The sequence below is a fragment of the Pseudomonas peli genome, from assembly GCF_900099645.1.
Lineage (GTDB): Bacteria > Pseudomonadota > Gammaproteobacteria > Pseudomonadales > Pseudomonadaceae > Aquipseudomonas > Aquipseudomonas peli.
Genome location: NZ_FMTL01000001.1, coordinates 205,862 through 232,543, shown reverse-complemented (window position 1 = coordinate 232,543; position 26,682 = coordinate 205,862). Strand labels below are relative to the sequence as shown.

The 26,682-nt window shown below is 59.0% G+C and carries 25 protein-coding genes; 18 read left to right on the top strand and 7 right to left on the bottom strand.

What is annotated here, in order from left to right; genetic code table 11:
* Positions 1-2 precede the first annotated feature (2 nt).
* Complete coding sequence (locus tag BLO50_RS01230) at positions 3-1,610, top strand: glycerol-3-phosphate dehydrogenase/oxidase (RefSeq protein WP_090248085.1); 1,608 nt, start codon at positions 3-5, stop codon at positions 1,608-1,610.
* The gene (locus BLO50_RS01225) at positions 1,607-3,166 is read left to right on the top strand and encodes an FGGY-family carbohydrate kinase (RefSeq protein WP_090248084.1); all 1,560 of its coding nucleotides are present in this window, start codon (positions 1,607-1,609) and stop codon (positions 3,164-3,166) included. Before BLO50_RS01230 ends, BLO50_RS01225 begins: the two co-directional genes overlap by 4 nt.
* A gap of 52 nt (positions 3,167-3,218) precedes the next feature.
* On the opposite strand, the gene BLO50_RS01220 is transcribed toward BLO50_RS01225, so the two are convergent.
* Positions 3,219-3,917 carry a pirin family protein gene (locus BLO50_RS01220; RefSeq protein WP_090251100.1) on the bottom strand — a complete coding sequence of 233 codons (699 nt, stop codon included), beginning with the start codon at positions 3,915-3,917 and terminating at the stop codon, positions 3,219-3,221.
* Positions 3,918-4,126: 209 nt separating this feature from the next.
* Between BLO50_RS01220 and yegS the strand changes: the two genes are divergently transcribed.
* The gene (yegS, locus tag BLO50_RS01215; protein ID WP_090248082.1) at positions 4,127-5,023 is read left to right on the top strand and encodes a lipid kinase YegS; all 897 of its coding nucleotides are present in this window, start codon (positions 4,127-4,129) and stop codon (positions 5,021-5,023) included.
* A 153-nt stretch (positions 5,024-5,176) separates the two neighbouring features.
* Positions 5,177-6,112 carry a chemotaxis protein CheV gene (locus BLO50_RS01210; RefSeq protein ID WP_090248080.1) on the top strand — a complete coding sequence of 312 codons (936 nt, stop codon included), beginning with the start codon at positions 5,177-5,179 and terminating at the stop codon, positions 6,110-6,112.
* A 37-nt stretch (positions 6,113-6,149) separates the two neighbouring features.
* Here the strand turns inward: BLO50_RS01210 and BLO50_RS01205 are convergent, their stop codons facing one another.
* On the bottom strand, positions 6,150-6,629 hold the full coding sequence (locus BLO50_RS01205) for a DUF1499 domain-containing protein (RefSeq protein WP_090248079.1): 480 nt from the start codon (positions 6,627-6,629) through the stop codon (positions 6,150-6,152).
* Here BLO50_RS01205 and BLO50_RS01200 point away from each other — a divergent pair.
* Positions 6,628-7,434 (top strand): MOSC domain-containing protein, encoded by an 807-nt coding sequence (locus BLO50_RS01200; protein WP_090248077.1) that lies wholly within the window; start codon positions 6,628-6,630, stop codon positions 7,432-7,434. The two genes, BLO50_RS01205 and BLO50_RS01200, sit on opposite strands and share 2 nt — an antisense overlap.
* A gap of 48 nt (positions 7,435-7,482) precedes the next feature.
* Here the strand turns inward: BLO50_RS01200 and BLO50_RS01195 are convergent, their stop codons facing one another.
* Entirely contained in the window at positions 7,483-9,408 is a 1,926-nt protein-coding gene (locus BLO50_RS01195) for a transglycosylase SLT domain-containing protein (RefSeq protein ID WP_090248076.1), read from the bottom strand.
* Between the two features lie 369 nt (positions 9,409-9,777).
* On the opposite strand from BLO50_RS01195, the gene BLO50_RS01190 reads away from it, so the two are divergent.
* Entirely contained in the window at positions 9,778-11,691 is a 1,914-nt protein-coding gene (locus tag BLO50_RS01190; protein WP_090248074.1) for an ATP-binding cassette domain-containing protein, read from the top strand.
* A gap of 58 nt (positions 11,692-11,749) precedes the next feature.
* Positions 11,750-12,436, top strand: a complete 687-nt coding sequence (locus BLO50_RS01185; RefSeq protein ID WP_090248073.1) for a DUF6901 family protein — start codon at positions 11,750-11,752, stop codon at positions 12,434-12,436.
* A 30-nt stretch (positions 12,437-12,466) separates the two neighbouring features.
* On the opposite strand, the gene BLO50_RS01180 is transcribed toward BLO50_RS01185, so the two are convergent.
* Entirely contained in the window at positions 12,467-12,907 is a 441-nt protein-coding gene (locus BLO50_RS01180; RefSeq protein ID WP_090248071.1) for a universal stress protein, read from the bottom strand.
* Positions 12,908-12,994: 87 nt separating this feature from the next.
* Here BLO50_RS01180 and BLO50_RS01175 point away from each other — a divergent pair, with 87 nt between their 5' ends.
* Entirely contained in the window at positions 12,995-13,432 is a 438-nt protein-coding gene (locus BLO50_RS01175; RefSeq protein WP_090248070.1) for a hypothetical protein, read from the top strand.
* A gap of 83 nt (positions 13,433-13,515) precedes the next feature.
* Here the strand turns inward: BLO50_RS01175 and BLO50_RS01170 are convergent, their stop codons facing one another.
* Positions 13,516-14,334 (bottom strand): hypothetical protein, encoded by an 819-nt coding sequence (locus BLO50_RS01170; protein ID WP_090248068.1) that lies wholly within the window; start codon positions 14,332-14,334, stop codon positions 13,516-13,518.
* 481 nt (positions 14,335-14,815) lie between these two features.
* Here BLO50_RS01170 and fadB point away from each other — a divergent pair, with 481 nt between their 5' ends.
* The 6 genes from fadB to BLO50_RS01140 all read left to right on the top strand — a co-directional run bounded on the left by fadB (position 14,816) and on the right by BLO50_RS01140 (position 22,140).
* Positions 14,816-16,963 (top strand): fatty acid oxidation complex subunit alpha FadB, encoded by a 2,148-nt coding sequence (gene fadB, locus BLO50_RS01165; RefSeq protein ID WP_090248067.1) that lies wholly within the window; start codon positions 14,816-14,818, stop codon positions 16,961-16,963.
* Positions 16,964-16,993: 30 nt separating this feature from the next.
* Positions 16,994-18,169 carry an acetyl-CoA C-acyltransferase FadA gene (gene fadA / locus BLO50_RS01160; RefSeq protein ID WP_090248066.1) on the top strand — a complete coding sequence of 392 codons (1,176 nt, stop codon included), beginning with the start codon at positions 16,994-16,996 and terminating at the stop codon, positions 18,167-18,169.
* Positions 18,170-18,255: 86 nt separating this feature from the next.
* Positions 18,256-18,492: a DUF1653 domain-containing protein gene (locus BLO50_RS01155; RefSeq protein ID WP_090248064.1), complete on the top strand. Its 237-nt coding sequence runs from the start codon at positions 18,256-18,258 to the stop codon at positions 18,490-18,492.
* A gap of 125 nt (positions 18,493-18,617) precedes the next feature.
* Positions 18,618-21,227 carry a type I DNA topoisomerase gene (gene topA, locus BLO50_RS01150; RefSeq protein WP_090248062.1) on the top strand — a complete coding sequence of 870 codons (2,610 nt, stop codon included), beginning with the start codon at positions 18,618-18,620 and terminating at the stop codon, positions 21,225-21,227.
* A gap of 82 nt (positions 21,228-21,309) precedes the next feature.
* Positions 21,310-21,828, top strand: coding sequence for a DUF6586 family protein (locus tag BLO50_RS01145; protein WP_090248061.1), 519 nt, complete (start codon positions 21,310-21,312; stop codon positions 21,826-21,828).
* A gap of 78 nt (positions 21,829-21,906) precedes the next feature.
* Positions 21,907-22,140 (top strand): hypothetical protein, encoded by a 234-nt coding sequence (locus BLO50_RS01140; RefSeq protein WP_090248059.1) that lies wholly within the window; start codon positions 21,907-21,909, stop codon positions 22,138-22,140.
* Between the two features lie 103 nt (positions 22,141-22,243).
* On the opposite strand, the gene sulA is transcribed toward BLO50_RS01140, so the two are convergent.
* Both sulA and lexA read right to left on the bottom strand, forming a co-directional pair.
* Positions 22,244-22,720 carry an SOS-induced cell division inhibitor SulA gene (sulA, locus tag BLO50_RS01135; protein ID WP_090248057.1) on the bottom strand — a complete coding sequence of 159 codons (477 nt, stop codon included), beginning with the start codon at positions 22,718-22,720 and terminating at the stop codon, positions 22,244-22,246.
* A gap of 10 nt (positions 22,721-22,730) precedes the next feature.
* Positions 22,731-23,342 (bottom strand): transcriptional repressor LexA, encoded by a 612-nt coding sequence (gene lexA / locus BLO50_RS01130; RefSeq protein WP_090248056.1) that lies wholly within the window; start codon positions 23,340-23,342, stop codon positions 22,731-22,733.
* Between the two features lie 272 nt (positions 23,343-23,614).
* Between lexA and BLO50_RS01125 the strand changes: the two genes are divergently transcribed.
* Genes BLO50_RS01125 through BLO50_RS01110 form a run of 4 tightly spaced genes read left to right on the top strand, consistent with a single transcriptional unit; the run spans position 23,615 to position 26,661 of the window.
* A complete protein-coding gene (locus BLO50_RS01125) occupies positions 23,615-24,322 on the top strand; it encodes a TetR/AcrR family transcriptional regulator (RefSeq protein WP_090248055.1) in 708 nt (235 codons plus the stop codon).
* 47 nt (positions 24,323-24,369) lie between these two features.
* Complete coding sequence (locus tag BLO50_RS01120; RefSeq protein WP_090248053.1) at positions 24,370-24,894, top strand: L,D-transpeptidase; 525 nt, start codon at positions 24,370-24,372, stop codon at positions 24,892-24,894.
* 21 nt (positions 24,895-24,915) lie between these two features.
* Complete coding sequence (nagZ, locus tag BLO50_RS01115) at positions 24,916-25,914, top strand: beta-N-acetylhexosaminidase (RefSeq protein WP_167354443.1); 999 nt, start codon at positions 24,916-24,918, stop codon at positions 25,912-25,914.
* A gap of 9 nt (positions 25,915-25,923) precedes the next feature.
* Entirely contained in the window at positions 25,924-26,661 is a 738-nt protein-coding gene (locus tag BLO50_RS01110; protein WP_090248049.1) for an S-methyl-5'-thioinosine phosphorylase, read from the top strand.
* The last annotated feature ends 21 nt before the right edge of the window (positions 26,662-26,682 follow it).

The window sequence follows — 26,682 nt, the reverse complement described above, 5'->3', positions numbered from 1 at the left end:
TGATGAGCCAGTGGAACGCCGCCTGGCGTGAACAGGCCTTGCCCGAACTGGCGGCGCGTGATTGGGATCTGATCGTCGTCGGCGGCGGCATCAGCGGTGCCGGAATTTTGCGTGAAGCGGCGCGGCGCGGTTGGAAATGCCTGCTGCTGGAGCAGCGCGACTTTGCCTGGGGCACCTCCAGCCGCTCCTCGAAGATGGTGCATGGGGGATTGCGCTATATCGCCAAGGGCCAGTTCGGCCTGACCCGCGATTCGGTGCGCGAGCGCGAGCGCTTGCTGCAGGAAGCGCCGGGGTTGGTCGACCCATTGAGTTTTATCATGGCGCATTACCAGGGCGGCTTTCCCGGCCCGCGAGTGTTCGGCGGGCTGCTGGCGGTGTACGACGCCCTGGCCGGCAAGCGCAATCACCTGTACTACCCGTTGCAGCAACTGCGTTATCTGGCCCCAGGTCTGAAGGAAGACGGCCTGCTTGGCGGCACGCGCTTTTTCGATGCGGTCACCGATGATGCGCGCCTGGTACAGCGCGTGCTGGGTGAGGCCCGCGCCGAGGGCGGCGAAGCGCTCAACGGCATGCGCGTAGTCGAGTTGCGGCGCGAAGACGGGCGCGTTACTGGCCTGCTCGCCGAAGACAGTGAAAGCGGCCTGCAGTATCGCTTCAAGACCCGCGCGGTGGCACAGGCCACAGGTGCTTGGGCCGATCAGCTGCGGCAGAAAACTGGGCTGGAGCATATCCGTCCGCTGCGCGGCAGCCACCTGCTGGTGCCGGCCTGGCGCCTTTCCGTGGCTCATGCGTTTAGCTTTATGCATGCGGCGGACAAGCGTCCGGTGTTTGTCTTCCCCTGGGAAGGCGCGACTGTGATTGGCACCACCGACCTGGATCACCCGGCGCCATTAGCTGAAGAAGCGCGAATCAGCCCGGATGAAGTGGACTACCTGCTGGCCGCCTGTGGCCAGCAGTTTCCTGCTGCCGCGATCAACGCGGCGGATGTGTTGTCGACCTGGGCCGGGGTGCGCCCGGTGGTCACGGATGGCAGTGAAGGGCGCAAACCTTCGGATGAAAAACGCGAACATGCGCTGTGGGTTGAGCCCGGTTGCGTGACCCTGGCCGGCGGCAAGCTGACCACTTTCCGCCTGTTGGCGCTGGAAGTGCTGCAGGTTTGCGCGCCGATGGTTGGCCGTACGCTGGATGATCAGGGCGCGGCGACCTTTGTCGCCTTACCGCAGCAGCCGATGCCGCAGTTAAGCCCGGTTCAGCAGAAGCGCCTGATGGGTCGTTATGGTCGGGCGCTGCCGCGAGTACTGGCGTTGCTCGATGAGCTGGGTGTCGAGCAGGTTTCCGGCACGGACACGCTGTGGGCCGAACTGGCCTGGGCAGCCGAGCAGGAACTGGTGTTACACCTGGATGACCTGCTGCTGCGCCGCACCCGTTTGGGCCTGTTGTTGGCGTGCGGCGCGGGGGCCGAACTGCCGCGTATCCGTGCGCTGTGTCAGGCCCGCCTGGGGTGGGATGACGAGCGCTGGCAAGAGGAAGAACAGGCGTATCGGCAACTTTGGCAGCGTTGCTACAGCCTGCCGGCGGAAGATGGATCACGAGTAAGGACGGCGTCTTGAGCGAGAAAAGTTATCTGCTGGCTATCGACAATGGCACCCAGAGCATTCGGGCGCTGTTGTTTGATCTTCAGGGCAATCTGCTCGCCAAGGGCAAGGTGGAACTTGAGGCTTACTACTCCAAGCAACCCGGCTGGGCCGAGCAGGATCCGGAATACTACTGGGCCAGCCTCGGTGAGGCTTGCGCGCAGCTGTGGCAGCAGGTGGATATCGATCGTAGCCTGATCAAGGGTGTGTCACTCACCACCCAGCGTGGCACCCTGATCAATGTTGACTCGCAAGGCCAACCGCTGAGACCCGCGATGCTCTGGCTCGATCAGCGTCAGGCCAAGGTCGAAGGGCGGATCACCGGGCCCTGGGGTTGGCTGTTCAAGCTGGCGGGTTTGCAGGCCACGGTGGATTACTTTCGCGCCCAGGCCGAGGTCAATTGGATCGTGCAGAACCAGCCGGAGATCTGGGCCAATACCCACAAGGTGCTGCTGCTCTCGGGCTTTCTTACTCACCGGCTGTGCGGAAAGTTTGTCGATTCCCTGACCAGCTGTGTGGCATACCTGCCGTTCGACTACAAACGACTGCAGTGGGCCAAGCCCGGCGACTGGAAATGGCAGGCCATGCCGGTGCGTCGCGGGCAGTTGCCGGAGCTGTGCAAGCCTGGCGAATTGCTCGGCCACATCACGGCGGCTGCCAGCCGACATACCGGGATTCCTGAAGGCCTGCCGCTGATTGCAGCGGGTGCCGACAAGGCCTGTGAGGTGCTCGGCGCCGGTGGCGCGGAGCCGAGCACGGCGTGCCTGTCCTATGGCACTACGGCGACCATCAACACCACGCGCAGTAATTACCTGGAAACCATTCCGCTGATTCCGCCATACCCGTCGGCGATTCCTGATCACTTCAACACCGAGGTGATGATTTATCGCGGTTTCTGGATGGTCAGTTGGTTTAAGCAGGAGTTTGGCCTGCGTGAGATGCAGCGGGCCAAGGAGCTTGGCGTAGAGCCTGAGGCGCTGTTCGATGAGCTGGTCAACAGCGTGCCGGCTGGCTCCATGGGCCTGATGCTGCAACCCTACTGGTCGCCGGGCATCCGCGAACCTGGTCTGGAGGCCAAAGGCTCGATCATCGGCTTTGGCGACGTGCACACCCGCGCGCACATCTACCGGGCAATTCTTGAAGGCTTGGCTTATGCCCTGCGCCAGGGCAAGGAGAAGATCGAGAAGCGTTCGGGCACGCGCATCAACCGCCTGCGCGTTTCTGGTGGTGGTTCACAGAGCGATGCGGCGATGCAGCTGACGGCCGACATCTTTGGCCTGCCTGCCGAGCGTCCGCATCTGTATGAAACCAGCGGTCTGGGCGCAGCGATCAATTGCGCGGTGGGGCTGGGCCTGCACCCGGATTACCCAACAGCCATTGCCGCGATGACCCGGGTGGGCCAGGTGTTCGAGCCTAATGCGGAGGCGCAGCGCACCTATCAGCAGCTGTACACCCAGGTTTATCAGCGCATGTACAAGCAGCTGAAGCCGCTGTATCAGACCATTCGCAAGATTACTGGGTATCCGGCGTAAAGCCGCTTAGCGGCGCACAGGTTCTGCTGCGCCGCTAAGCCATCTCTGCTGGCTATGCCACATCCACCAGGATGATTTCGCTGTCTTCGATGGCCGTCACCCGGATCACTTCTACATCGCTGACTGCCACACCGTCACGGGCCTGGGCGCTAACGCCGTTGACCTCAATGCTGCCGCTGGCGGCCACCAGATAAGCCTTGCGAGAAGCACCAATCGGATACTCGGTGCTTTGGCCCGCTTGTAGGGTGGCTGCGGCCATCCGCGCATTGGTACGGATCGACAGGGCGTCCTGGTCTTCGGCAAAGCCGCTGGCCAGGGTGACGAAGGTGCCGGCGCGCTCACCTTTAGGGAACGGCTTGGCGCCCCAGGACGGCGGTAGGCCCGACTGGTTGGGTTGAATCCAGATCTGGAAGATCTTGGTGGTGGTGTCTTCCAGGTTGTATTCGCTGTGGGCAATCCCGGTGCCGGCGCTCATCACTTGCACATCACCGGCTTCGGTACGGCCATGGTTACCCAAGTTGTCCTTGTGGGTGATGGCCCCTTGGCGTACATAGGTGATGATTTCCATGTCGCGGTGCGGGTGGGTCGGAAAGCCGGTGTGCGGCGCGATTTCATCATCGTTCCAGACCCGCAGCGGCCCCCAGTTCATGCGCGCTGGGTCATAGTATTCGGCAAAGGAAAAATGATGGCGGGCATTCAGCCAACCGTGATGGGCACCGCCGAGCTCGGCGAAGGGGCGTACGTCGATCATCTGCATATCCTCATTTAAGGAGCACCGGCTTTCAGCGGCGGTGTTCATTGGCGATGTAAGGATGATCCAATAAATCAATACGATTAAAAATGCGTAAATATTGAGCTTAATAATCTATTTAGCTGATGTTTATTTCGTCACCAGCCGGCTGGTGCAACCTCATGCCCTGTTGCTGAATCTTTGTGTTGAAACGTGAAAGGATGCTGTGAATGCAAGAACGTAAAGCGCTGCTGATCCTGCATGGCAAGCAAGCTCTCAATGCCGAGGTGCGCGCTGCGGTGCAGGCGCGTCGTGAAGAGGGCTGGCAAGTGGATGTGCGGGTCACCTGGGAGGGTGGCGATGCACAGCGTCTGGTCAACGAGGCATTGCAGGCGGGCTACCCAACCCTTATTGCCGGCGGTGGTGATGGCACTCTGCGTGACGTGGCTGAAGCTATGGCGTTGGCAAAAACCAAGGCCAGTCTGGCGCTGTTGCCGTTGGGTACAGCCAATGATTTTGCGCGTGCGGCCGGTATTCCGCTCGAGCCACTGGCTGCTTTGAGCTTGTTGGATATACCGGCGCAGCCGATCGATCTGGGCGAAGTGGATGGTCAGGTGTTCCTCAATATGGCCACGGGCGGTTTTGGCTCTAACGTCACCGCCAACACGTCGGAAGACCTCAAACGCATGCTCGGCGGTGCGGCTTATTTTTTGACGGGCTTGACCCGTTTTGCCGAAGTGCAATCGTCGTTTGGCCGCTTTACCGGACCGGATTTTCAGTGGGAAGGCGAGTTTCTCGCGCTCGGCATCGGCAATGGCCGACAGGCCGGCGGTGGGCATGTGCTATGCCCGCAGGCGCGAGTCAACGATGGTTTGTTGGATGTCTGCATCGTGCCGGCGGCAGCGGATGTGGTAGGCACCCTCGGTACGCTGCTGTCTGGCGGAATCAATGGCCTGCAGAGTGTAGCCCTCAGCGCACGGCTGCCTTGGCTGGAAGTCGAAGTCCCCGAAGGCCTGGATCTCAACCTTGACGGTGAGCCGATGGAAAGCCGCAAACTGCGGTTCGCGGCCAGGCCGAAGGCGTTACGTGTGCATTTGCCGGAAGACTCGCCGCTGCTGGTTGAATAAGTCGAGCGGCTTCTGCCGCCTGACTGGCCTAGTCGCCGCGCTTATCGCATGATGGCGCTGCGCCATCTGCCTTCAGATGCACGGCAGATGGCCGATACACCCGGGTATGGCTATTTGAGCTAGGCTAGATCGATAAGTGAACAGGAGCGCATGATGGCCGGCATTCTCGACTCAGTGAATCAACGCACCCAGCTGGTGGGTGAGAACCGCTTGGAAATTCTCATGTTCCGCCTGGCGGGTCGGCAACTGTTTGCGATCAACGTCTTCAAGGTTCAGGAAGTCCTGCAAATGCCCAAGCTGACCCTGATGCCGCAGCGTCATCGTTTTGTCTGTGGGGTGGTCAACCTGCGTGGGCAGACGCTGCCAGTGATCGATCTGTCCCAGGCCATCGGCATGCGCCCGATTGTGCCGGATGAGCGCAGCACCATTATCGTCACTGAGTACAACCGCTCGGTGCAGGCTTTTCTGGTCGGTGGGGTTGAACGCATCCTCAACCTTAATTGGGAATCCATCCTGCCGCCACCCGGTGGCGCCGGGCGTCAGCATTACCTGACCGCCATCACCAAGGTTGAAGACCAGATCGTCGAAGTGATCGACGTGGAAAAAGTCTTGGCGGAAATCAGCCCGATGAGCACCAAGGTCTCTCCGGAAAAACTCGCCGATCCGTTACTGGAGCATGCCAAAGGACGCGAAGTGCTGCTGGTGGATGACTCCAACGTGGCTATGAGTCAGCTCAAGGGCACCATGGCGCAATTGGATATCCGTTGCCATGCCGCCAGTGATGGCTTGCGTGCCCTTAACCTGCTGAAGAGCTGGGCTGATGCCGGCGTCGATGTGCATGAAAAGCTGCTGATGGTGATCACTGATGCGGAAATGCCGGAGATGGACGGCTACCGCCTGACCACCGAAATTCGCAACGATTCACGTCTCAAGGACTTGTACGTGGTACTGCACACCTCGCTGTCAGGCAGCTTTAACGAGGCCATGGTTAAGAAGGTCGGTTGCGACAACTTCCTCTCCAAATTCCAGCCGGACAAACTGGTGGATGTGGTGCACCAGCGTCTGGCCCTGCTGCACCCCGAGGAATAAGCCTGACGCGGGCGTCAGGCTGGCATGCACCTTCTGTTTATTCGCTTAGCCGCTGGCGCAGGTGTTCAATGCGCTCGCGGTTAACGTCGAAATCCGCGTAGCCCAGGCGCGATGCCGAGCGCACATCCACTTCGGCCGCACCGATCATAAATTCCACATCATCGACAAAGCGCATCAGCTTGCTGCTGAATTCGGCGCGCAAATATCCCGGAGCCTCCTCCACCACGCTCACGCGTGGCTCTGCACTGAGTAGCGCCTTAAGGCGTGCCTGGGTTTCTTCGGCGGTACCTTGCAGTGGCAGCGGTTCAATGGCGTGTCGCGCATCGCTGGCCTGGCTGTTTACGCAGTTCGGTGAGTCTGGACAGGCGCTCAGTTGTCCATCATGGATGCCCAGGTTATCCGGCGCAGTACCGCTGCAAGCGCTTAGCAATACCAGTAGCGGCAGGGTCAAAGCGGGCTTGTAGGTACGTCGGGTTGCTCGTATAAGTGCGTTTTGCCAAACGGAAGCTGGACTCATGTTGCATCTCTCCGGGTTGTACCGTTATCCACTGAAGTCGGCGGCGGGCGAAGCCCTGCGCGAAACGATGCTGGACGCTTTGGGCGTGCAGGGTGATCGCCGCTGGATGGTAGTCGATGCTGAATCTGGACGCTTCCTTACGCAACGCTTGCTTGCACACATGACTCAGCTGCAGGCGCGCTGGCTGGGCAGTACGCACCTGCAACTGAGTGCACCGGGCATGGCTGATCTGCAGGTAGCAGTGCCTGGTGACAGTGCGCCGCTGCGCGGTGTGACCATCTGGCGCGACAGTTTGCAGGTGCCGGACGCCGGTGATCAGGCGGCGCATTGGCTTAGCCAATTGCTTGGCCGTGCATGCCGTCTGGTTCAGGTCTCAGAACCGCGGGCGCGGCAGGTCGATACGGCGTATGCCGAGGTTGGCGACAAGGTGGCGTTTGCCGATGGCTTTCCTTTACTGCTGATCGGTCAGGCGTCGTTGGATGACCTCTCGGCGCGCATCGGTCGACCGTTGCCGATGCTGCGTTTTCGCCCGAACCTGGTGGTCAGTGGCAGTGAGCCCTATGCCGAAGACGGCTGGAAGCGCATCCGTATTGGTGATCTGGAGTTTCGTGTGGTCAAGGGCTGCTCGCGCTGCATCATGACCACCCTCGACCCGCAGACGGGCGAGCGCAGCGCTGATCGCGAACCGCTGGCTACCCTGAAAACCTACCGTGAGCATGAAGGCGAGGTGTATTTCGGGCAGAACCTGATCGCCTGTGGCAAAGGGCAGCTGCGTCTAGATATGCCGGTGCAGGTGTTGGAGTAAACAGCGCTGCACGCTCAACCGTTGCAGTGGAGCGTGCCTATTAAGCTGTTACTGGTCGAAGTAACGCTCGTGCCAGGCCACCAGTGGCTGTGGCGCGTTGAGCTTCTCGCCGTAGATCACCGAGTAGGACAGCACGTTCTGCACGTACTGGCGGGTTTCATCAAACGGGATGTTCTCGATCCACACGTCATACGACAGATGGTCCGCGCCGCGCAGCCACTGCCGTACGCGCCCTGGACCGGCGTTGTAGGCCGCAGAGGCGAGCACGCGGTTGCCGTTGAACTGGCCGTAGATCTGGCTCAGATAGGCCGCACCCAGTTGGATATTGACTTCCGGACGGTAGGCCAGCTGTGGCGATGACAGCGGAATGCCGAAACGTTTGGCGGTTTCCTTGGCAGTGGCTGGCATCAGCTGCATCAAACCCATGGCGCCGACGTGGGATTTGGCATCGGCCATAAAGGCGCTTTCCTGGCGGGTGACTGCAAATACCCAGCTGGAATGGATGTCGCGGTTTTTCGCTTCACGCACCAAGTGTTCGCGGTGCGCCATGGGGAAGCGTACGTCCAAATCGTCCCAATACTGTGCCTGGCTGATGGTGCGGATGGCCGGGAAGTACCAGCCCATCTCATAGGCCAGGCGCGCCTGGGCAACCATCTCATCGCGGCTGAACAAGCGGCTGACGTTGTACCACTCGCGCCGGCCATCGGCGACCTGACCCCGGGCGTGGAACTCCAGGGCACGGCGAATCGCTGCCGAATTACGCACCTTCTGGATGGTCTGTGGGCTCAGGGCCAGTGGCTTATTGTTCAGTTGATAGGGCGCCTGCACCTGATCGGCGGCCATAAAGCCGTAGAAGTCACGTTCCTTGGCCAGTGCCTGGTACAGCGCTTTCGGTTCTTGGCTGTTGGGCTGCGCCAGTTGCAGGCTGCGCGCCTGCCAGTAGCGCCAACGGTTGGTGTTGCCCAATTCCGCAGGCATCCGGCGCGTCAGCTGGTTAGCCTCATCCCAACGGCCCAGGCGCAGCAGCAGGCGGGCGCGCCATTCGCTGACGGTGTTGTCCCGCAACTCGGGGTCGTACTTGGCCATGACATGTAGAGCGCGGGAATCGAAGCGCTTGGCCAGGGTCAGGCCGATTTCGCGGGCAATAGCCACCTGCTCGTCGCTGGAGAACTTCATCCGTTGGGCGTAGCCATCGAGCAGCTTGAGTGCGCTTTCCGGGTCCTGGCGGGCCAGGCGGCGCAGGCCCAGGCCAACTACATCGGCCATGGCCGGGTCGGTTTGGGTAAAACGCGAGGTCTGCTTCAGCAACTCAGGCTTCTGCGCTACTTCTAGCAGGCGCTGGCCCTGGTTGCCCAAGGTTGGCATCGTCTTGATCAGGTGGGTGACCAGGCCGTAGTTACGCGCTTCGGCTGCTAGCTTGGCGCGCTGCCAACGCTTCTGTTCGGTGAGTTGGCCTTCTGCGGCCCACATTGCGAACAGCGGGTCACAGGCATTGGGCTGTGATTTGCCCACCAGCCAGAGTTTCTCGGCGGTGGCGTTGCCTTCGGCGCGCATGCCGTGGCTCAGCTGGTACTGGCCATACAAACAGTCAAGCTCAGTGAAATTCAGCTTCGGGTCGTAGTAATTAATGAAGGTTTGCCACTCGCCACGCTCAGCCAGCCAGCGCAGCCAGCGCAGCTTCATCCAGCTGATTTGCGGCAGGTCGCCATGCTCGGCGAGGAATTTCTCGATTTCGTCATTGCTGGCCCACTTCAGCCGGGCGGTCAGCTCGTCATACGCCAGGTAAGGCTCCAGCGGGTAATCACGTAGAGCACTGGCATAGCGCTGGTAAGGGCCTTTGTCGCCTTTGGCCAGTGCAGCTTTGGCTTGATCGTAATATTGACGTTGTTGCGTCAGGGTAGCGGCCTGCGCTGCAGAGACGCTCAAGGTGGAAACCAACAGGCAGGACAGCAAGCTGAACAGGGGACCGCGCATGACACTTCCAGGCAAATAGTGCATATGGCCCTAGCTTAGTCGTTTGCCTATGGGCGGTGAAGGTGCAATGCGTTTCAACGCGTAATTGATCGCGCTCACCGCTGTTTTAGCCTGGGTAAGCGTGCTAGAGGGCTTGGCGCCAGGTGCGCCAGGAATCGCAGCGGAATTTACTGCGTGCACCGTTGAAATTGCCTGCTTGGTCGATGCGCTTCTCGGTTAGAATGCGCGCCCTGTTTTGTGGGTGCTTCCGGCAGCCATAGATGATTTTTTGGGTGTTTCAGGTTGCCGCTGTGCCCTGGATGCAACGAAGCCCGTTGCTCGGTTGCGGTTAAACCGGCTTTCACCTGTCGTTTTTTGTTGAGGCGTGCCATGACCCTGCTCAAGTTCACCGATATTTCCCTGGCTTACGGCGCAATGCCGCTCTTGGACAAGGTGTCTTGGCAGATCGCCCGTGGCGAGCGGGTGTGCATCATCGGCCGCAACGGCACCGGTAAGTCGAGCATGATGAAGCTGGTCAAGGGCGACCAGAAGGCGGATGACGGCGCTGTTTGGCGTGCACCCGGGCTGAAAATTGGTGAGTTACCGCAGGAATTGCCGGTGGCTGACGATCGCACCGTATTTGATGTGGTCGCTCAGGGTCTGGACGGCGTGGGCGAGTTACTTGCGCAGTACCATCACCTGGCGCAGAACTGTGTCACCGAAGCTGATCTGGACAAGTTGATGCATGTGCAGCAAGACCTCGAAGCCCGTGACGGCTGGCGCTTGCAGCAACTGGTCGACAGCACATTGAGCCGCTTGCAGCTGCCGGCTGACAAGACACTGGCCGAGCTCTCTGGCGGCTGGCGTCGCCGCGTCCTGCTGGCTCAGGCGTTGGTTTCCGAGCCCGATTTGCTGCTGCTCGATGAGCCCACCAACCACTTGGACATCGGTGCGATTGCCTGGCTGGAAGAAGCCTTGGCGGATTTCCAGGGTGCAGTTCTGTTTATCACCCACGACCGTTCTTTCCTGCAGAATCTGGCCACACGCATCCTTGAATTGGACCGTGGCGGCCTGATCGATTGGAACGGCGACTACGCGAGCTTTCTGGTGCACAAGGAAGCCGCATTGGCCGCTGAAGAGACGGCCAACGCGCTGTTCGACAAGCGCCTGGCTCAGGAAGAGGTGTGGATTCGCCAAGGCATCAAGGCCCGCCGCACCCGTAACGAAGGACGTGTACGCGCCCTCAAAGCACTGCGCGTAGAGCGCAGCGAGCGCCGTGAGCGCACCGGCAAGGCCAATATCCAGCTGGAAACCGCCGAGAAGTCCGGCAAGCAGGTGATGGTGCTGGAAAACGTCAGTTTTGCGCATCCAGGCGGCCCGTTCCTGATCAAGGACTTCTCCATGGTGCTGCAGCGCGGCGACCGCATTGGTCTGCTTGGCGCCAACGGCACCGGCAAAACCACCTTGCTCAAGCTGATGCTCGGCGGCTTGCAGCCCACCAGCGGTGAAGTGGCCGAAGGCACTCGCATTGATGTGGCTTATTTTGACCAATTGCGTCACCAGCTTGACCTAGAAAAGACCGTGATCGACAACGTCGCCGAAGGCCGCGACTTTATCGAGATTGATGGGCAAAACCGCCACGTGCTGAGTTACCTGGGTGACTTCTTGTTCAGTCCGCAGCGTGCGCGCACGCCGGTCAAAGCGTTGTCCGGTGGTGAGCGGGCACGCCTCTTGCTCGCCAAGCTGTTCAGCAAACCGGCCAACTTGCTGGTGCTGGACGAACCGACCAACGACCTCGATGTGGAAACCCTGGAGTTGCTTGAGGAAGTGCTGCTGACCTTCCCAGGCACCGTGCTGATGGTCAGTCACGATCGGGCATTTCTCGACAACGTGGTAACCAGCACCCTAGTGTTTGAGGGTGAAGGTCTGGTGCGCGAATACGTGGGTGGCTATCAGGACTGGCTGCGGCAGGGCGGTTCGCCGCGTTTGCTTGGCGTCGGAGAGAGCAAAGCCGGTAAGCCTGAACTAGCCTCAGCAGTGGTCCCGGCACCCGTTGCAGCGGAGCCTGTTGTGGCCGAGGTGAGCAAGAAAAAACTCAGCTACAAGCTGCAACGAGAGCTCGAAGCCATCCCAGGGCAGATTGATCTGCTGGAAGGCCAGGTTGCCAGCTTGCAGGAGCAGATCGGCTCGCCGAGCTTCTATCAGCAGCCGGCAGAAAAAACCGCCGAAGTGTTGGCGAAGCTGCAGGCCGTGCAGCTGGAACTGGAGCAATTGGTCGAGCGTTGGGCTGAGCTGGAAAGCTAACCCACGGTATTAGGAAACGTGCTCAAACAGGATTTTGAGACTTCTGGCGGAGACAGTCATGGCCATCGAGTACCGCATCACTCTCGACGACAATCATCAGTTCAGCTACAGGATCGAGCTGAACCGAGTCTATGAAGTAGAGGTTGCGCAAAGCGCACCAGCCTGGACACGCCTGGAGTATCAGCAGTGCAGTAACTGCCCCTTGAGTAAGGATAACTTCAGTCACTGTCCTGCTGCTGTTGACCTGCATCGGGTCATCGAGGATTTCCAAGGGCTGCCGGCGTTCAAGAAAGTAGCAGTGTGGGTGCGCACGCCAGAACGCGAGTACAACAAGCTGGTGGGGTTGGAAGAGGGCTTGCGTGCACTGCTCGGGGTGATCATGGCCACCAGTGCCTGCCCAGTGCTGGGTAAGCTCAAACCCATGGCGCAACACCATCTGCCGTTTGCCAATAGCCAAGAGTTCATTTTGCGCACGGTGTCGTTGTACCTGACGCAGCAGTATTTCAACCTGCGTGAAGGGCGTGCTGCGGATTGGGAGTTGAAGGGGCTGGTGCGGATGTTCCAGCAGTTGCAGCTGGTGAATCAGGCGTTCTGGCAGCGTATTCATGCCACCTGCGAGGGTGATTCCAACCTCAAGGCGTTTCTCACCTTCTTCTCCATGGCCTCGAGCATGACCTATTCGCTGGAAACCCAGCTGCAGAAGATTCGCCCATTGGTCATGAGCTCACCCGATAGCGGTGAATAACGCAGCCGCGTTATTCACCCATCGCTCGCTTTATTCGGCTTTTTTCAGGCGTACGGCCAGCACATCGCAAGGCGCGCCGTGCAGTACGTCATTGGCCGTCGAGCCCAGTAGCAACGCCAGACCATGACGGCCGTGGCTGCCGACAACGATCAGGTCGCATTGCTGTTCTTCCGCCAGGCGATGAATTTCCTGGCGCGGTTGGCCGTAGGCCAGATGGCGATGCTCGGCGCTAAGGTCTGGGTACTTGCCGGAAAATTTGTCCAGGCGCTCGCGGGCCTGGTCGAACTGTTGCTGTTGCAGCATCGATAGGTCCATTGGTACATCGCCACCAAATGCCATGGCCATGGGCTCGACGATATGCACCACAGACAATGCGGCCCCGCTGCTGGCGGCCAGTTTCAGCGCGCGGTGCATCACCGGGTCGCATTCCTCGGTAAGGTCGACGGCGACCAGAATGTGCTGGTAGGGCATGGGGTAACTCTCCTTGCAAGTGGATCAATGCTTTTAGTATGGCCGTCCTGAGCGCTGATGACAGGCTTTTGCCGGTGAGATAACGATATGAGTCCCTGGTTTCTGCTTTTGCTCCTGGCTTTTTTGCTCAGCCCGCTGGCCTGGCTGGTGCCCTCGCGCCATCAGCGTGGGCAGATGGATGTGCGTCTGCAGGCGCGGCGTATGGGCGTGGCAATGCAGTTGTCGCGCCAGGAATGGCCGCATTGGCTGTTGCGTCAGCCACCGCACGCCTGTCCGCAATACCACCGGGCGCGCAAGCGCGACCAAGTCGATAGTTGGTGCTACTGGCAGATGGAACCGGGGCAGTGGGTGAATAAATGGCGCGAACCATGTGCCGATCAAGTCCTGCTGGCGCAATTGCAGACCTTACCGGCGGACGCGTTCAAGGTTGAGGCAACCGATCAGATGCTGTCGGTCTGCTGGGGAGAGCGGGGTGCTGGCGAGGCGCTGGAGGCAATTGTCGCGTTTCTCCAGGCCAAAGCCTGAATAAAAGAAGGCCCAGTGCGAACACTGGGCCGGAGTACGGCCAGGCAGGCCGGTAAAATGAATGCGTATGGCGGTGGTCGCGATCAGAGGTTGGCGGCCGCGTACTGGCCGGAAATCTGCTCAATGCCTTGAATGATGGTGTTGGAGTACTTGTTAACCAGAAACGGCACGCTGTTCTCGTTGTAGTTGATCAGCGACTTTTCAATATAGCGCCATTTGGTGGCCACACTTTCCCAAGATTGCTTGAGCTGCGGTGTGTTCTTCGGGTCCTTCTCCAGTGCCGCCATCTTGCTGGCGAACTCACTGACCAGCTCCTCAATCGGTCGTGCATCGCCGCCACCCATAAACGTAGCGCCTACAGAGGCGCTGCGTGAGGCGTAATCCACTGCAATGCCCTGCATCAGAATGCTTTGCTCGCGGCTGCGTTGGGTCAGTGTCGGCACGCTGTAGCTGCCTTCCTGCTGGATCTTGGTGTACAGCTCTTGGCTGAGAGCCATCAGTTGTTGGTTGCGACCCGCCAGGTCAGCCACCGGCTGAAGGTCGGTATAGCCTTGGCTTTTCAGTGCGTTGATCAGGTTATTGAGATCAATTTGGTAACCCTTCCACTGCTGGTCGAGCTGCGAGCGCAGTGCTTTTGAGCCTTCACCGGGCATGTCGGCCAGCGCCGTCATATGGTTGTTCACTTCGCTCAGCGAGTCGTTGATCATGCGTGCGTAACGTTGATCGCCTTCCATGCCGTTAAACATGTAAAAGTCACCAAGCGATTTTTGCGCAGCCAGGCGTATCTGGTGCAATTTCAGCAGGCTGGTGGCGGCATCTGCAGCCTGGGTTGCGGCGCTGAAAAGGGGGAGGGTGATTGCGAGCAGGGTGCTCAAAGCAATGGCAAGCATGCGGCTCGACATGGGGAAACTCCGTGCGCCCTTGATTGGGCTCTAATTGTTTTTGTTTTGGCTACGGGCGGTCTAAAACGGCCGTATTGAGACGACTGTACCTGCAGCTAAATCATTTTGCTAGGTATGCGCTGGATCACACTTCTGTTCGTATAGTTGGGGAACTGCCGGCATATCGCTGCGGATAGCGGCGTTTTCGCTGCAGAGTAATCTGTGCGTCGGCAGATGCTGGAACGTAATTTTTTGTACGCCCAAGCAGTCACTACAGGCCAATTGACAAGTAGGGGCTTTTCCTTGAAGGTGTGCACACCCAAATCAAACGGGCGTATGAATTGAGCGTTTGCCTTCAAAGGCACCGCCTTTACAGCCCGATTATCGCGTCGGTGGGTGTGCCAGGCTGATTGGGGCTACTCTGAGACGGCTATGCCGTGGAGTAGCTTGCTGGTTGGCTCCGATGTGTACTGTTCAGCTTCCATACCGTGGAGATCAGTTGATGATTTACGAAGGTAAAGCCATCACGGTTAAGGCTCTTGAGAGTGGCATCGTCGAATTGAATTTCGACCTCAAGGGTGAATCCGTCAACAAATTCAACCGTCTTACCCTCAATGAACTGCGTCAATCTGTTGATGCGATCAAGGCCGATGGTTCGATCAAGGGCGTGATTGTCACCAGTGGCAAAGACGTATTTATCGTCGGCGCCGACATCACCGAGTTCGTCGACAACTTCAAGTTGCCGGATGAAGAGCTGGTGGCTGGCAACCTCGAAGCCAACAAGATCTTCAGTGATTTTGAAGACCTCAATGTTCCAACCGTGGTTGCGATCAATGGTATAGCCCTGGGCGGTGGTTTTGAGATGTGCCTGGCGGCGGATTACCGCGTCATGGCCGAAAGCGCCAAAGTTGGCCTGCCGGAAGTCAAACTGGGTATTTACCCAGGCTTCGGCGGCACCGTGCGTCTGCCACGCGTTATCGGTACCGATAACGCCGTTGAGTGGATTGCCGGTGGTAAAGAAAACAAAGCTGCTGACGCCCTGAAAATGGGTGCGGTGGATGCTGTGGTTGCCGCTGACAAGCTGCAAGCCGCTGCCCTGGACCTGATCAAGCGCGCCATCTCTGGCGAGCTGGACTACAAGGCCAAGCGTCAGCCGAAGCTGGAAAAGCTCAAGCTCAACGCGATTGAGCAGATGATGTGCTTTGAAACCGCCAAAGGTTTCGTTGCAGGTCAGGCTGGCCCGAACTACCCAGCGCCGGTTGAAGCGATCAAAACCATTCAGAAAGCCGCCAACTTCGGTCGCGACAAAGCGCTGGAAGTGGAAGCTGCTGGCTTCGTCAAACTGGCTAAAACCCCGGTAGCTGCCAGCCTGATCGGCCTGTTCCTGAACGATCAGGATCTGAAGAAGAAAGCCAAGCAGTACGACGAAATCGCCAAAGACGTAAAACTGGCTGCCGTACTCGGCGCCGGCATCATGGGTGGCGGTATCGCCTACCAGTCCGCTTCCAAGGGCACCCCGATCCTGATGAAGGATATCCGTGAAGAGGGTATCCAGATGGGTCTGGCCGAGGCTTCCAAGCTGCTCGGCGGCCGCGTTGCCAAAGGTCGTATGACCCCGGCGAAGATGGCTGAAGCCCTCACCGCTATTCGCCCGACCATGTCCTACGGCGACTTTGGCGCTGTCGATATCGTTGTCGAAGCCGTGGTCGAGAACCCGAAGGTCAAGCAGATCGTGCTGGCCGAAGTGGAAGGCGTGGTTAAAGAAGACGCCATCCTCGCGTCGAACACCTCGACTATTTCCATTAACTTGCTGGCCAAGGCCCTCAAGCGTCCGGAAAACTTCGTTGGCATGCACTTCTTCAACCCTGTGCACATGATGCCGCTGGTTGAAGTCATTCGTGGCGAGAAGTCCAGCGACGTAGCAGTGGCTACTACCGTTGCTTACGCCAAGAAAATGGGCAAGACCCCGGTTGTGGTCAACGACTGCCCAGGCTTCCTGGTTAACCGCGTGCTGTTCCCGTACTTCGGTGGCTTCTCCAAGCTGCTCGGTTTCGGCGTGGACTTCGTGCGTATCGACAAGGTCATGGAGAAGTTCGGCTGGCCAATGGGCCCGGCGTACCTGTCCGACGTAGTCGGTATCGACACTGGTCACCACGGCCGTGACGTAATGGCTGAAGGCTTCCCGGATCGCATGGCTGTTGAAGGTCGTACTGCGGTTGACGTGATGTATGAAGCAGATCGCCTGGGCCAGAAGAACGGCAAAGGTTTCTACGCCTACGAAATGGATAAGCGCGGCAAGCCGAAGAAGGTTTCTGATCCGGTTGCCTACGACCTGCTGAAGTCCATCGTGACCGAGCAGCGTGAAGTGACTGATGAAGACATCATCAACTTCATGATGATTCCTCTGTGCATGGAAACCGTGCGTTGCCTGGAAGACGGCATCGTTGATACCGCAGCTGAGGCCGATATGGGTCTGATCTACGGCATCGGCTTCCCTCCGTTCCGCGGTGGTGCACTGCGTTACATCGATACCGTCGGTGTAGCCGAGTTCGTTGCCCTGGCCGACAAATACGCCGAGCTGGGCGCGCTGTACACCCCGACTGCCAAGCTTCGCGAAATGGCCGCTAACGGCCAGAAGTTTTTCGGTTAATCGCGGACAGACTAGAGCGAGAGTGAATTTATGAGCCTGAATCCTAGAGATGCAGTCATCGTCGACTTCGGTCGTACCCCGATGGGTCGTTCCAAGGGCGGCATGCATCGCAACACCCGTGCCGAAACCATGTCGGCCAACCTGATCAGCGGCGTGCTGGCACGTAACACCAAGCTGGATCCAGCTGAAGTGGAAGACGTGATCTGGGGCTGCGTTAACCAGACCCTGGAGCAGGGCTGGAACATCGCGCGCATGGCGTCGCTGATGACCCAGATCCCGCACACAGCTGCTGGCCAGACCGTGAGCCGCCTGTGCGGTTCGTCCATGAGCGCTCTGCACACTGCTGTGCAGGCGATCCAGACCGGTAACGGTGACGTGTTCGTCATCGGCGGTGTGGAGCACATGGGCCACGTTGGCATGATGCACGGCGTCGATCCAAACCCGCACCTGTCGCTGTACGCCGCCAAGGCCTCGGGCATGATGGGTCTGACTGCTGAAATGCTCGGCAAGATGCATGGCATCAGCCGTGAGCAGCAGGACGCATTCGGTGAGCGTTCGCACCGTCTGGCCCACAAAGCTACCGTCGAAGGCAAGTTCAAGGATGAAATCATCCCGATGCAAGGCTACGACGAGAACGGCTTCCTGAAGGTGTTCGACTACGACGAAACCATTCGTCCGGAAACCACCCTGGCAAGCCTGGCTGCACTGAAGCCTGCGTTCAACCCGAAAGGCGGCACCGTGACTGCAGGTACGTCCTCGCAGATCACTGACGGCGCTTCCTGCATGATCGTCATGAGCGCCCAGCGCGCCCAAGACCTCGGCATTCAGCCAATGGCAGTGGTTCGTGCCATGGCAGTGGCCGGTGTTGATCCAGCGATCATGGGTTACGGTCCAGTACCGTCGACTCAGAAAGCCCTCAAGCGTGCTGGCCTGACCATCAATGACATCGACTTCTTCGAGCTCAACGAAGCCTTCGCTGCCCAGGCCCTGCCTGTGCTGAAGGACCTGAAAGTGCTCGACAAGATGGAAGAGAAGGTCAACCTGCATGGCGGCGCCATCGCCCTGGGTCACCCGTTCGGTTGTTCCGGCGCGCGTATCTCCGGTACCCTGCTGAACGTGATGAAGCAGAATGGCGGCACCTTCGGTGTGTCGACCATGTGCGTAGGTCTCGGCCAAGGCATCACCACCGTCTTCGAACGCCTGTAAGCTTCACCGGTGTAAGAGATGGAAAAAACCGGGGCCCAGTGCCCCGGTTTTTGTTTATCAGCAGAAAATCTTCAAGGAATTCACCCATGCAACTACAACCCGGCCTCTACCGTCACTACAAAGGCCCTGAGTACCGTGTGTTTGGCGTAGCCCAACATTCCGAAACAGAGCAGGCGATGGTGGTCTATCAGGCGCTGTACGGCGAGTTCGGCCTGTGGGTGAGGCCGCTGGAGATGTTCTGTGAAAGCGTTGAGGTGGACGGCGAGACGGTTCCACGCTTTGCTTTGATTGAGGCTGAAACCGCACTGTTTACTCGGCCTTGAGCTGACATCGGGCCATTGCTGCGCTTGACCTCGGCCAGACCACCACTATATATAGCGGTGCCGCGCTAGCAGGCAGTACAGCGCCTCCCGCATTTATTTACCGAATTTCAGGAATTTTCCAATCCATGGGCAAATCGCTGGTCATCGTGGAATCCCCGGCCAAGGCCAAGACCATCAACAAGTACTTGGGCAACGAGTACGTGGTGAAGTCGAGCATCGGCCACATCCGTGACCTACCCACCAGTGGTTCGGCGAGTACCGCCAAAGAGCCGGTCAAGCGTGGCAAGGCCGCTGCAGGTGAAGTGCCGGCGCTGTCGCCCAAGGAGAAAGCCAAGCGCCAATTGTTCGCGCGCATGGGGGTTGATCCCGAACATGGCTGGAAAGCCAAGTACGAGATCCTTCCCGGCAAAGAGAAGGTGGTCGAAGAGCTGCGCCGTTTGGCCAAGGATGCTGACACCATCTACCTCGCAACCGACTTGGACCGCGAGGGGGAAGCCATTGCCTGGCACCTGCGCGAATCCATTGGTGGTGACGACAGCCGCTATAAACGCGTGGTGTTCAACGAAATCACCAAGAAGGCCATCCAGGAAGCGTTTTCCAAGCCTGGCGAGCTGGATATCAACCGGGTCAATGCCCAGCAAGCGCGGCGCTTCCTCGACCGTGTAGTGGGTTACATGGTTTCGCCGCTGCTGTGGGCCAAGATCGCCCGTGGCTTGTCTGCTGGTCGTGTGCAGTCGGTAGCCGTGAAGTTGGTGGTCGAGCGTGAAAAAGAGATCCGCGCGTTTGTTCCGGAAGAATACTGGGAAGTGCACGCCGACCTGGGCACCGCCAAAGGCGCCAATGTGCGCTTTGAAGTGGCCCGTGAGAATGGCGCTGCGTTCAAGCCGCTGAACGAGGCCCAGGCAATGGCGGCCCTGGCCACGCTGAAAGCCTCCAGTTACAGCATCAGCAAGCGTGAAGATAAGCCGACCAGCAGCAAGCCTTCGGCGCCGTTTATCACTTCCACCCTGCAGCAGGCCGCGAGTAACCGCCTGGGCTTTGGGGTGAAGAAGACCATGATGATGGCCCAGCGTCTGTACGAGGCCGGTTACATCACCTACATGCGTACCGACTCGACCAACCTCTCGGCTGACGCCGTGAGCATGGTGCGCGGCTTTATCGAAGGCGAGTTCGGCAAGAAGTACCTGCCGGCCAACCCAATTGCCTACAGTAGCAAGGAAGGCGCGCAGGAAGCGCACGAAGCGATCCGTCCTTCCGACGTCAACCTCAAGCCGACTCAATTGTCGGGCATGGAACGTGACGCCGAGCGCCTGTATGAGCTGATTTGGCGCCAATTCGTTGCCTGCCAAATGCCGCCTGCTGAATACCTGTCGACCACAGTTACCGTGACGGCAGCGCAGTTCGAGCTGCGTGCCAAGGGCCGTATTCTCAAGTTCGACGGTTACACCCGCGTATTGCCGCAGCTGAGCAAGCCGGGCGATGACGATGTATTGCCGGAAATGAATCAGGGCGAAGTGCTCAAGCTGGTCAAGCTCGACCCCAGCCAGCATTTCACCAAGCCGCCAGCGCGTTATTCGGAAGCTAGCCTGGTCAAGGAAATGGAGAAACGCGGTATCGGTCGTCCGTCGACCTATGCAGCGATTATCGGCACCATCCAGGACCGTGGCTATGTAGCACTGCACAACCGTCGTTTTTACTCCGAAAAGATGGGCGATATCGTCACCGAGCGTCTGGCCGAAAGCTTCTCCAACCTTATGGACTACGGCTTCACCGCTGGCATGGAAGAGCACCTGGACGATGTGGCCCAGGGCGAGCGCGAGTGGAAGCACGTGCTTGACGAGTTCTATGGTGACTTCAAGAAGAAGCTTGAAGTAGCTGAAGCGGGCGAGGGCGGCATGCGTGCCAACCAGCCGACGCTGACCGATATCGCCTGCCGTGATTGCGGCCGACCGATGACCATTCGTACCGCATCAACCGGGGTTTTCCTCGGTTGTTCCGGCTATGCACTGCCGCCGAAAGAACGCTGCAAGGCCACCGTCAACCTGGTGCCGGGCGACGAAATTGCCGCGGATGACGAGGGTGAGTCGGAGTCGCGCGTGCTGCTCGGCAAGCATCGCTGCCCGATCTGCTCGACGGCGATGGACGCTTACCTGCTTGATGAAACCCGCAAGTTGCATATCTGCGGTAATAACCCCGATTGCAGCGGTTATGAAGTGGAGCAGGGCCAGTACCGCATCAAGGGCTATGAAGGTCCGAGCCTGGACTGCGACAAGTGTGGCAGTCAGATGCAGCTGAAAACCGGCCGTTTCGGCAAGTTCTTCGGTTGCACCAACAGCGAGTGTAAGAACACCCGCAAACTGCTGAAAAGCGGTGAAGCGGCGCCACCTAAAATGGACCCGGTGAAGATGCCGGAGCTCAAGTGCGAGAAGGTCAACGACACCTACATCCTGCGCGATGGCGCTTCGGGTCTGTTCCTGGCTGCCAGCCAGTTCCCGAAAAACCGCGAAACCCGTGCACCGTTAGTGATCGAGCTGATTCCGCACCGCGATGAGATCGACCCCAAGTACCACTTCCTTTGCGATGCACCGAAGAAAGACCCGCAAGGTCGCGCAGCGGTGATCCGTTACAGCCGCAAGACCAAAGAGCAGTACGTGCAGACCGAAGTCGACGGCAAACCGACGGGCTGGCGTGCGTTCTATGATGGCGGCAAGTGGAAAGTCGAAGACAAGAGCTGATCAACAGCTGATTTAGCACGACGCGCGCTTGCCGCTGGCCTGCGCGCGTATGCTTATCTAATCCGTTATGGAGGGCGCCGCAATGGCCAATGAACTCTATACCCGCACCAACCAGAAAATTTTCTATACCGGCCTGGCGTTGGAATCCTGGCGCCAGGCTGAGCAAGGCCAGAGCATGAATGCCTTGGCCTTGATCCAGGCTGAGCGCGAGGCTGCGTTATTTCATCTGTACGGTGCCTTGCTCGGCCTGTGCCATGAGATTGCCGGTTACTACCGCTTGCCGGACAGCGCCGCGCCACGGGCCGAACGTTTTCTCACTGAGGACGTATTGCAGGCGGCGCCTAGCCAGGAGCTGGGTGAGCTGGTCGAGCTGGCACAGTCCGCCGACAGCTGGGTTGCTCAGCTGCTCAAGGCTTATGCCGAGCTGTTTCAGCCGCCGCAGGCTGGCAAGAAGGCTAAGGTCGATCCCGCTACACCGTTGATCACCGCGGTCAGCCTAGATGACGAAGTTATGCCGTTGACGCAGGAAACGCTAGAGACGTGGCGTCAGCAGCTGAAGGCTCTGGCGCAGCGGTTTCGAGAAACCTTGAGCGAGTGGTGAGGCGCTGATTGGACCGGCGGACTAGGGCGAGCCCGAGTCGGCTGTTACACTATCGACCTATTGTGGAGAGCTAAGCCAATGCCTACATCATTCCTGGAAATTGTAGAATTGCCCGACGGGCGTATCGCCCTGCGTCGTGCAGAGGATGAAGAATCACTGGTGGTGCTGGATTTCTCTGCTGATGCCAAGGCCTTTCTGCAGGGGCAGCATGTTGAGGTGGCCAAAGCCATGCTCAATGTGGGTGTACAGATGGCGGGGCGATTGGCTGAAAATAATTTTCAGCAGGAAGAAGGTCCTCGAGTCCTGCATTGATTGCAGTTCTCTTGGGGGCTGAAATTACAACGATCTGCCAGCGTTTTGTTGCCTAGACCTCTTTTCGGCTAAGCCGCACGCTCCTTGTGCGACCTGAGGCCAATTATCCCAAACTGATATTTAGGCTTTGCGCCTTTCCCTGTCGGGCGGCCTGCTCAAGTTGTTGCCGCGCCTGACGCTCAAGTGGATGCAGCCAGCTGACAACGGTGTGGCTGCGTCCTAGCATGAGGGCCTGCTGGGCCAGTTCGAGCGGACTTTGTGTACCCCGGGGATGCAGCAGCAGGATGCGTTCACGGTTCAGGCCCGCGTCGCGTAGCCAAGCTTGGGTCAGGCTTGATGGCGGTGCGATAAGGGTCAGCCAGCGTTCATCGTGGTTGTCACTAAGTTCACGCAAAATCGGCGCTAGAAGGTTCAGGCAGTGCCCAGCTGCACCACGCAGCGATAGCTCACTGAAAGCCTCTGTTTCATCATCCGGCCAGGTTAGCTCAGCGCTATCGGCAAATAATGGTGTCACCGTCGATGCCAGGAATGCATCGAACAAAGGCAGTTGTGTACGGTTCAGTGATTGCGGGAACTGCATAAATCCTCCACTAGCGGCGGATAACGCCGACGCTCAAGCCTTCAATAATCAGGTCCTGTTCTTCCAGGTCTACTTCGATCGGCGCGAACTCAGGGTTTTCCGCAATCAGCCAGACCTTGTTGCCTTCACGCTTGAAACGTTTGACCGTTACTTCGTCGTCGAGACGCGCCACCACTACTTGCCCGTTACGGGCTTCACGGGTGGTGTGTACGGCCAGCAGATCGCCATCGAATATGCCGATGTCTTTCATGCTCATGCCGCGTACACGCAGCAGGTAATCAGCCTTGGGATGGAAGAAATCTGGGTTGATCTTGCAGGACTCTTCAACATGCTGTTGCGCCAGGATCGGCGCACCTGCAGCGACGCGACCAATCACCGGTAAGCCTTCGTCCTCTTCAGCATTAGGCTCGAAGCCGGGAATGCGGATACCGCGTGAAGCGCCAGGGGTCATTTCGATGGCACCCTTGCGAGCCAGGGCCTTGAGGTGCTCTTCCGCTGCGTTGGGGGATTTGAAACCCAGTTTCAAGGCGATTTCCGCACGGGTAGGCGGGTAGCCGTTGTCTTCAAGGCACTGCTTGATGAAAGCGAGAATTTCAGCTTGGCGCGGCGTCAGTTTTAGCATGGTCGGCTCTGTTTTTTTGTACAGTGACTGTGATTATATACAGTGATCGGCAATTGGCAATCCTTGTGTTCTGATCTCTACTCAATTGACCTTCATGCCTTGTCTTGCAGTGCCCTGTTACTCAGGCTTCTTATGGGGCGTCTAGCTAGGGTTAGCACGTGCCCTTGGTGGATATCTGTGACCACCCGGCCACAAGATGGTTTGCCCGGCTTGACAAGCCGGGCAACTGAAACGTATGTTTCAAACAAGTGTTTGTTCAGATGAAAAGAGTCATGGCCCAGTCGGAAACCGTTGAACGCATTCTTGATGCGGCAGAGCAGCTTTTTGCAGAGAAAGGCTTCGCCGAAACGTCGCTGCGCCTGATCACCAGCAAGGCAGGGGTCAACCTGGCGGCGGTGAACTACCACTTTGGCTCAAAGAAAGCCCTGATTCAGGCGGTGTTCTCGCGGTTTCTCGGGCCGTTCTGTGTAAGCCTTGAGCGCGAGCTGGACCGCCGTCAGGCGAAGCCGGATAGCAAGGTCAGTCTCGAAGAGCTGCTTGAGCTACTCGTTGAGCAGGCGCTGGCTGTAAAACCGCGCAGTGGTAATGACCTTTCAATTTTTATGCGTCTGTTGGGATTGGCCTTTAGCCAGAGCCAAGGACACCTGCGCAAGTACCTTGAAGAGGTGTACGGCAAGGTGTTCCGCCGTTACATGCAGCTGGTGCATGAAGCTGCTCCGCGCATTCCTCCTCTGGAACTGTTCTGGCGCGTGCACTTTATGCTCGGCGCCGCAGCGTTCAGCATGTCCGGGATCAAAGCCCTGCGAGCCATGTCGGAAACTGATTTTGGGGTTAATACTTCGATTGAGCAGGTCATGCGCCTGATGGTGCCATTTTTGGCCGCTGGCATGCGTTCGGAAACGGGCCTCGCTGATGAGGCTTTGGCCAGCGCTCAACTCAAACCACGTACTAAAGCGCCTGCTGTTCCCAGCAAAGCGTGACCGCTATGGGTGGGCTTGGTGGAGGCGATCCGCTAAGCTAGCCGCCCATGGCGAATCTCGATCTTCTACATATCTCCCTCGCTGATCAGTGCCTGTATGGCTTTGCCAACGGGCAGCTGCAGCTGCGTTTGAGCGTATCCACTGCGCTGAATGGCGCTGGCGAACGTAACGGGTCTGGCTGTACGCCGCGTGGTTTGCACACGGTCAGGGCGAAGATTGGTGAGGGTTTGCCAGTAGCAGCTGTATTGCGCGGGCGGCGTTGGACCGGTGAGGTTTGGTCGCCGGAGTTGCATGCGCAATTTCCTGGTCGCGACTGGATCCTCACACGTATTCTCTGGCTGAGCGGCTGTGAGCCTGGACGCAATCGTCTGGGTGCTGTCGACACCTTTCGCCGTTATATCTACATACACGGTACGCCGGACAGCGAGCCCATGGGCGTTGCGCTGTCGCATGGCTGTGTGCGCCTGCGCAACAGCGATCTGCTGGAACTCTTTGCGCGTGTCCCGGTTCAATGTGCGGTACAGATTGACGAGGCAGCCTGCCCCGAGTGGGCCGCTGCGCCTCATAATTAAGGAAGAGTTGTGAGTACACCCATGCAAGGTTCATTGATGCTGGATATCGCCGGCACCTGGCTGACCGCCGAGGATCGACAGATTCTGCGCCAGCCGCAGGTGGCCGGGTTGATTCTGTTTGCCCGCAATATTGAAGACCCGCGCCAGGTGCGTGAGCTGTCCGCTGCGATTCGCGCGGTTCGTCCGGACCTGTTGCTGGCGGTGGATCAGGAAGGTGGTCGTGTGCAGCGACTGCGTCAGGGTTTTGTGCGCTTACCGGCGATGCGTGCGCTGGCTGATAACCCCAATGCCGAGCACCTGGCTGAGCAATGCGGTTGGGTTATGGCGACCGAAGTGCTGGCCGCTGGTTTGGACCTGAGCTTTGCCCCGGTGCTGGATCTCGATCATCAGCGCAGTGCGGTGGTCGGTAGCCGTTCCTTTGAGGGCGATGCGCAGCGCGCGACCTTGCTGGCCGGCGCTTTTATTCGCGGGATGAACGCCGCGGGTATGGCCGCCACCGGCAAGCATTTCCCCGGGCACGGCTGGGCTGAGGCAGATTCCCATGTGGCCATCCCTGTGGATGAGCGCAGCTTAGAGCAGATTCGTGCAGTCGATTTAAAGCCTTTTGCCCAGTTGAGTCAGAAGTTGGCTGCAGTGATGCCCGCCCACGTGATCTACCCTCAAGTGGACAGCCAGCCTGCCGGTTTTTCGCGGCGTTGGCTGCAAGAAATTTTGCGTGGGGAGCTGGCCTTTGATGGGGTGATTTTCAGCGACGACCTGTCGATGGCCGGTGCCCATGTGGTGGGTGATGCGGCTTGCCGTATTGAGGCGGCGCTGACTGCTGGTTGTGACATGGGCCTGGTATGTAACGACCGGGCAGCGGCAGAGCTGGCCTTGAGTGCCCTACAGCGTCTCAAGGTGGAACCGCCGAAAGGCTTGGCGCGCATGCGCCGGCAAGCGTTTCCTGGAGTTGAGTACCGGCAGAGCCCGCGTTGGTTGGCTGCGCTGGGCAGTCTGCGTGATGCGCAATTAATCGACTAGGAGTAAGGGATGACGGTTTACGCGATTATCGGCGGTACGGGGCTGACCAAGCTGGATGGTCTGACTATCAAGGCCGCGCTGCATATCGACACGCCCTATGGCGCGCCCTCTGCGGCGGTGCTCAAGGGCGACTATGCCGGCCGCGAGGTGTTGTTCCTCGCACGTCACGGGCATCCGCACCGCATCCCGCCGCATCAGGTTAACTACCGCGCCAACCTCTGGGCGCTGCGTGAGGCGGGGGCCAAGGCCATCATCGCCGTGAACGCGGTGGGCGGTATTCACTCGGCCATGGGCACCGGGCACTTCTGTCTGCCGCACCAGATCATCGATTACACCTACGGGCGTGAGCACACCTATTTTGAGGGGGAGCTGGAGCATGTCACCCATGTGGATTTCAGCCATCCCTATGACGCTGGGCTGCGCACCAAGCTGGCGAATGCACTGACTGCCGAACACTGTGCGTTCAGCAATCATGGGCTGTACGGCTGCACCCAGGGCCCGCGCCTGGAAACCGCTGCGGAAATCGCACGAATGGAGCGCGATGGTTGCGACATTGTCGGCATGACGGGAATGCCGGAAGCGGTACTGGCCCGTGAGCTGGCTTTGCCCTACGCCTGCCTGGCGCTGGTGGTAAATCCTGCCGCTGGCAAGTCCCGTGCGCTGATCACCATGGCGGAAATCGAGCGCGCCCTGGAAGAGGGGATGGGGACGGTCAAAGCCGTGCTAGAACGGGTGCTGACCAGTTAGCTGGTCACCCTGTATTCACAA

Coding starts and splice junctions, on each gene's coding strand:
- BLO50_RS01230 (WP_090248085.1), top strand. CDS start 3: ATGAGCCAGTGGAACGCCGCCTGGCGTGAACAGGCCTTGCCCGAACTG.
- fadB (WP_090248067.1), top strand. CDS start 14,816: ATGATTTACGAAGGTAAAGCCATCACGGTTAAGGCTCTTGAGAGTGGC.
- fadA (WP_090248066.1), top strand. CDS start 16,994: ATGAGCCTGAATCCTAGAGATGCAGTCATCGTCGACTTCGGTCGTACC.
- BLO50_RS01190 (WP_090248074.1), top strand. CDS start 9,778: ATGACCCTGCTCAAGTTCACCGATATTTCCCTGGCTTACGGCGCAATG.
- BLO50_RS01185 (WP_090248073.1), top strand. CDS start 11,750: ATGGCCATCGAGTACCGCATCACTCTCGACGACAATCATCAGTTCAGC.
- BLO50_RS01110 (WP_090248049.1), top strand. CDS start 25,924: ATGACGGTTTACGCGATTATCGGCGGTACGGGGCTGACCAAGCTGGAT.
- BLO50_RS01220 (WP_090251100.1), bottom strand. CDS start 3,917: ATGATCGACGTACGCCCCTTCGCCGAGCTCGGCGGTGCCCATCACGGT.
- BLO50_RS01140 (WP_090248059.1), top strand. CDS start 21,907: ATGCCTACATCATTCCTGGAAATTGTAGAATTGCCCGACGGGCGTATC.
- sulA (WP_090248057.1), bottom strand. CDS start 22,720: ATGCAGTTCCCGCAATCACTGAACCGTACACAACTGCCTTTGTTCGAT.
- nagZ (WP_167354443.1), top strand. CDS start 24,916: ATGCAAGGTTCATTGATGCTGGATATCGCCGGCACCTGGCTGACCGCC.
- BLO50_RS01205 (WP_090248079.1), bottom strand. CDS start 6,629: ATGAGTCCAGCTTCCGTTTGGCAAAACGCACTTATACGAGCAACCCGA.
- BLO50_RS01180 (WP_090248071.1), bottom strand. CDS start 12,907: ATGCCCTACCAGCACATTCTGGTCGCCGTCGACCTTACCGAGGAATGC.
- BLO50_RS01125 (WP_090248055.1), top strand. CDS start 23,615: ATGGCCCAGTCGGAAACCGTTGAACGCATTCTTGATGCGGCAGAGCAG.
- BLO50_RS01200 (WP_090248077.1), top strand. CDS start 6,628: ATGTTGCATCTCTCCGGGTTGTACCGTTATCCACTGAAGTCGGCGGCG.
- lexA (WP_090248056.1), bottom strand. CDS start 23,342: ATGCTAAAACTGACGCCGCGCCAAGCTGAAATTCTCGCTTTCATCAAG.
- topA (WP_090248062.1), top strand. CDS start 18,618: ATGGGCAAATCGCTGGTCATCGTGGAATCCCCGGCCAAGGCCAAGACC.
- BLO50_RS01120 (WP_090248053.1), top strand. CDS start 24,370: ATGGCGAATCTCGATCTTCTACATATCTCCCTCGCTGATCAGTGCCTG.
- BLO50_RS01175 (WP_090248070.1), top strand. CDS start 12,995: ATGAGTCCCTGGTTTCTGCTTTTGCTCCTGGCTTTTTTGCTCAGCCCG.
- BLO50_RS01210 (WP_090248080.1), top strand. CDS start 5,177: ATGGCCGGCATTCTCGACTCAGTGAATCAACGCACCCAGCTGGTGGGT.
- yegS (WP_090248082.1), top strand. CDS start 4,127: ATGCAAGAACGTAAAGCGCTGCTGATCCTGCATGGCAAGCAAGCTCTC.
- BLO50_RS01195 (WP_090248076.1), bottom strand. CDS start 9,408: ATGCGCGGTCCCCTGTTCAGCTTGCTGTCCTGCCTGTTGGTTTCCACC.
- BLO50_RS01155 (WP_090248064.1), top strand. CDS start 18,256: ATGCAACTACAACCCGGCCTCTACCGTCACTACAAAGGCCCTGAGTAC.
- BLO50_RS01145 (WP_090248061.1), top strand. CDS start 21,310: ATGGCCAATGAACTCTATACCCGCACCAACCAGAAAATTTTCTATACC.
- BLO50_RS01170 (WP_090248068.1), bottom strand. CDS start 14,334: ATGTCGAGCCGCATGCTTGCCATTGCTTTGAGCACCCTGCTCGCAATC.